Annotated in this window: 5 protein-coding genes; 2 read left to right on the top strand and 3 right to left on the bottom strand. The window is 61.5% G+C overall.

The annotated features are described in order from the left end of the window. Nucleotides 1-305 precede the first annotated feature (305 nt). Nucleotides 306-1118, bottom strand: a complete 813-nt coding sequence (locus tag EN750_RS22015) for a VOC family protein (protein WP_127397632.1) — start codon at nt 1116-1118, stop codon at nt 306-308. Nucleotides 1119-1367: 249 nt separating this feature from the next. Here EN750_RS22015 and EN750_RS22020 point away from each other — a divergent pair, with 249 nt between their 5' ends. Continuing rightward, the gene (locus tag EN750_RS22020) at nt 1368-1922 is read left to right on the top strand and encodes an alpha/beta hydrolase (RefSeq protein WP_127269899.1); all 555 of its coding nucleotides are present in this window, start codon (nt 1368-1370) and stop codon (nt 1920-1922) included. 6 nt (nt 1923-1928) lie between these two features. On the opposite strand, the gene EN750_RS22025 is transcribed toward EN750_RS22020, so the two are convergent. Next, nucleotides 1929-2702: an HpcH/HpaI aldolase/citrate lyase family protein gene (locus tag EN750_RS22025; protein ID WP_127269901.1), complete on the bottom strand. Its 774-nt coding sequence runs from the start codon at nt 2700-2702 to the stop codon at nt 1929-1931. Between the two features lie 126 nt (nt 2703-2828). Beyond that, a complete protein-coding gene (locus EN750_RS22030; protein WP_013532126.1) occupies nt 2829-3149 on the bottom strand; it encodes a DUF1476 domain-containing protein in 321 nt (106 codons plus the stop codon). Between the two features lie 275 nt (nt 3150-3424). Here EN750_RS22030 and purC point away from each other — a divergent pair. Continuing rightward, the coding region (purC, locus tag EN750_RS22035; protein ID WP_127397633.1) for a phosphoribosylaminoimidazolesuccinocarboxamide synthase at nt 3425-4041 on the top strand (617 nt) is incomplete at its 3' end.

Below are 4041 nucleotides of genomic sequence, written 5' to 3' on the forward strand. Positions count from 1 at the left end.
AACAAACCGAAGCCGCTCATCCATGATGCCAGTCTCTCGCCAAACCATCGCCGGTCCTCCCGGCGGACAAGAAAACTGTCACCCATCTAATCAGTCCATTCTGTTACCTATCTATCCGGTTCGGACATGAGCTTCCTTCTCCCCGTCACTATACGGGGAGAAGGTGCCGGCAGGCGGATGAGGGGCGGTGCCGACTTCGGCGACGATCGCACCCATTCACGCTTTGACAAATTCACGACTTTGGCGCTGCCCTCATTGCCCTGCCGGGCATTTCTCCCCGTATAGTGACGGGGAGAAAGACGCTCTCAAACCTTGCCGGGAACAGTCCTGATCACCGTGCCCCACGGGTCTTCGCGGGTTGCCGGGCTCGTCACATTGTCCGAACGCATCTCGACCCAGGCAAGGCCCGACCGGCTCGAATCGCGGCGGCCGGCGCCTGAACTCTGCCAGGCGTTGGCGCCGATGTGGTGGTGATAGCCGCCCGACGACAGGAACACCGCCTGGCCGCCGTATTTGGCCATGGTGTCGAAGCCAAATTCCTGGTTCCACCAGGCTTCGGCGTCTTCCGGCCTGCCGACGCGCAGGTGGACATGGCCGACGATGCTGTTTTCCGGCGTACCCTGCCAGCCGGCATCACCCGCCGGCACTTCGGCAACGACGGACGGAATGTTCAGCCGTTCTGTCGCCATGGCAATCTTGTCGCCATTCCACTTCCAGTCCTGCGCACGGCGGTCGGCATAGATCTCGATGCCATTGCCTTCGGGATCGGTCAGGTACAGAGCTTCGCTGACCAGATGGTCGGAAGCGCCCTCGATCGCGATCTTGTTTGATATGGCGTGGTTGATCCAGCGGCCGAGGTCGGCGCGGCTGGGCAGCAGGAAGGCGGTGTGGAACAGCCCGGCGCTGCGCGGATCATCCGGCTTGGCTGAAGCGTCCTGCTCAAGCACCAACAAGGGACGGTTGGCGGCGCCCAGGGTGATCGCGCCATCGGCACGGCTCAACTCCTGCAGACCGACAATTTCGCGGTAATAGGCGGCAAGGCTTTCCGCGTCGCGCGCCTTCAGCCCGACGCGGGCAACGCTGACCGGGGTGGTGGCGGCAAAAGGCAACTCGCTCATCGAATGCTCCGTTCGACCGGCCTGCGATGAAGCTCCCAAAGCGAGAAGCCCCACTCCGCCGATCATTGTACGTCGTGTCAGTTCCAAAGTCAGGGTTCCCGCGCACGGCTGTTTCTTTTCCTGACCACAGATCGTCCATCTGCATCGTTCACACAAGACGCGAAGAAGCGAACATGGTGTTCACTATTGTGATCAAAAGCGGCGTTCCTGCCGGTTGCACGAAGCGATGCCGCTCGCTATCTCAGCGCCATGAAGGTCAAGGAAGCAGATATTCTCATCGTACCGGGCTACACCAATTCCGGCCCCGACCATTGGCAGAGCCGCTGGCAGTCGAAACTGTCGACGGCGCGCCGCGTCGAACAGGCCGAGTGGTCGAAGCCGGTTCGCGAGGACTGGACGGCGAGCGTTGCCGAGGCGGTCAACGAGGCCGAGCGGCCGGTCGTCCTGGTGGCGCACTCGCTCGGTGTCGCCGCTGCAGTGCAAGCCATTCCGCAGTTCCGCAAGCCGGTTGCCGGGGCCTTCTTCGTGGCACCTCCCGACGTCGCCAATCCCGAGATCAGGCCCAGGCACCTGATGACCTTCGGCCCCTATCCGCGTGAGCCGCTGCCCTTTCCCTCGATCGTGATCGCCAGCCGCAACGATCCGTTCTGCGCCTTCGATGTCGCGGAGGATATCGCCGGCGCCTGGGGTTCGCTGTTCATCGATGCCGGTGAGACCGGTCATCTCAACCCGGATTCAGGTTTTGGTCCTTGGCCCGAAGGTTCAATGACCTTCGCCAAATTCCTGACGGATCTGAAACCTTGAGCGTCTTCAGGACCCGATCGAATCGCGGACGCTCTTGATCAGCGTTTTTGCCCCAAGCCCGATCAGCGAATGCTCGGAGCCCATGGCCAGCAGGCGATAGCCCATCGACACGACCCGGCCGGCAATTGCCGGCTCGACAACATAGATCGCCGCATGTTTGCCGGCCTTGCGGGTGCGCTCGGCAACCGATGCCACCGTCTCCATCATGCTTTCCAGCGTCGAATTGACGGTCGCACCATTGCTCCAGGCGATCGAGAAATCCGACGGGCCGAGGAAGATGCCGTCGATGCCGGGCGTGTCGAGGATGCCATCGAGCGCATCGAGGGCGGCACGCGTCTCGACCATGGCGAATGCCATCGTGCGCTGGTTGGTGTCGCGCAGCCAGTCGGCCTGGTCGCCTTGGCCGTGGCGCGGAAAAGCGTAAGTCGGCCCCCAGGAGCGTTCGCCGAGCGGCGGGTATTTCATGGCGGCGGCGAACAGTTTTGCATCGGCAACCGAATTCACCATCGGCGCGATGACTGCCTCGGCGCCGAAATCGAGCGCGCGGCTTGCCATGTCGAAACGGCCAACGGGAATGCGCACCAGCGCCGGCTTGCCGGCAGCGAGCACCGGCACCAGGCCACGCAGCACGCTGTCTTCGTGATGGCCGCCATGCTGCATGTCGAGCGTGACGGCATCGAAACCCTGCTTGGCGACGATTTCGACGGTCAAGGCATCCGGCACGCCGGACCATGCGGTGAACAGCGTTTCGTCGGCCGCGAGGCGGGACTTCAGGGACATGGATACTTTCCTTGTTAACTCCGGCAGTTTCAGCCGGAAACCGCGACAAAGGCAAAGAAAAACCGCCCGGATAGGCCGGGCGGTCGATTGGTCCAGCGTATGGCCGGGATCAGCGCATGGCCCGGATCAGGTGTTCTTGATCTGCTCGATCGCCTGCGCCATCAGTTCGTCCATGGTGCGGCGGATCTGGTGGTCCGACTGCTCGACGCCGGCCGCGTCGAAATCCCCGCGGATCTTGCGGAACACGTCGTGGTCGCCGGCTTCCTCGATGTCGGAGATAACCACTTCCTTGGCATAGGCGTCGGCATCAGCGCCGGATTTTCCGAGCTTTTCGGCGGCCCACAGGCCGAGCGCCTTGTTGCGGCGCGCCGAGGCCTTGAACCGAAGCTCCTCGTCGAATGCGAATTTACGCTCAAAGCCCTCTTCGCGGTCTTTCATGCTGCTCATGGCGTCCCTCCGGTCAAATTCGATTCGTTGGCGGTGAATATGTGCGTTGCCAAAGCACAAACCAAAAGGTCGCGGGTCGGTCAATACGCTTCATCGCATGCTGCGCTGCGGCATTTCAGTCCCGAAAGCGGTTGATTGGAAGGATTTGCCGATTGAGCAAACGATGTGATTGGGATAGACCCGGCATTGAACCCTACCGTAGCCGCACTATTTCAGGCAGACGGACAGGAAATGGTCTGATACCGCCCTGTCCGGAACCCCAGAGAAAAATCCAGATGAAAAATCGCCGCCGCATTTATGAAGGCAAGGCCAAGATACTCTATGAGGGACCCGAACCGGGCACGCTTATCCAGTTCTTCAAGGATGACGCCACCGCGTTCAACAAGAAGAAGCACGAGGTCATCGACGGCAAGGGTGTCCTCAACAACCGCATTTCCGAGTACATCTTCAACCATTTGAACCGCATGGGCATTCCGACCCATTTCATCCGCCGGCTGAACATGCGCGAGCAGCTGATCAAGGAAGTCGAGATTATTCCGCTCGAAGTGGTGGTGCGAAATGTCGCCGCCGGTTCGCTGTCCAAGCGGCTCGGCATCGAGGAAGGCACCGTTCTGCCGCGCTCGATCATCGAATTCTATTACAAGGCCGACGCGCTCGACGACCCGATGGTGTCGGAAGAGCACATCACCGCGTTCGGCTGGGCGAGCCCGCAGGAGATCGACGACGTCATGGCGCTGGCCATCCGCGTCAACGACTTCCTCTCCGGCTTGTTCATGGGCGTCGGCATCCAGCTCGTCGACTTCAAGATCGAATGCGGCCGGCTGTTCGAGGGCGACATGATGCGCATCGTCGTCGCCGATGAGATCTCGCCGGACTCCTGCCGCCTGTGGGA

The sequence above is a fragment of the Mesorhizobium sp. M7A.F.Ca.ET.027.03.2.1 genome, assembly GCF_003999175.1.
In the GTDB taxonomy this organism is placed as follows: domain Bacteria; phylum Pseudomonadota; class Alphaproteobacteria; order Rhizobiales; family Rhizobiaceae; genus Mesorhizobium.

Coding starts and splice junctions, on each gene's coding strand:
- EN750_RS22015 (WP_127397632.1), bottom strand. CDS start 1,118: ATGAGCGAGTTGCCTTTTGCCGCCACCACCCCGGTCAGCGTTGCCCGC.
- EN750_RS22020 (WP_127269899.1), top strand. CDS start 1,368: ATGAAGGTCAAGGAAGCAGATATTCTCATCGTACCGGGCTACACCAAT.
- EN750_RS22025 (WP_127269901.1), bottom strand. CDS start 2,702: ATGTCCCTGAAGTCCCGCCTCGCGGCCGACGAAACGCTGTTCACCGCA.
- EN750_RS22030 (WP_013532126.1), bottom strand. CDS start 3,149: ATGAGCAGCATGAAAGACCGCGAAGAGGGCTTTGAGCGTAAATTCGCA.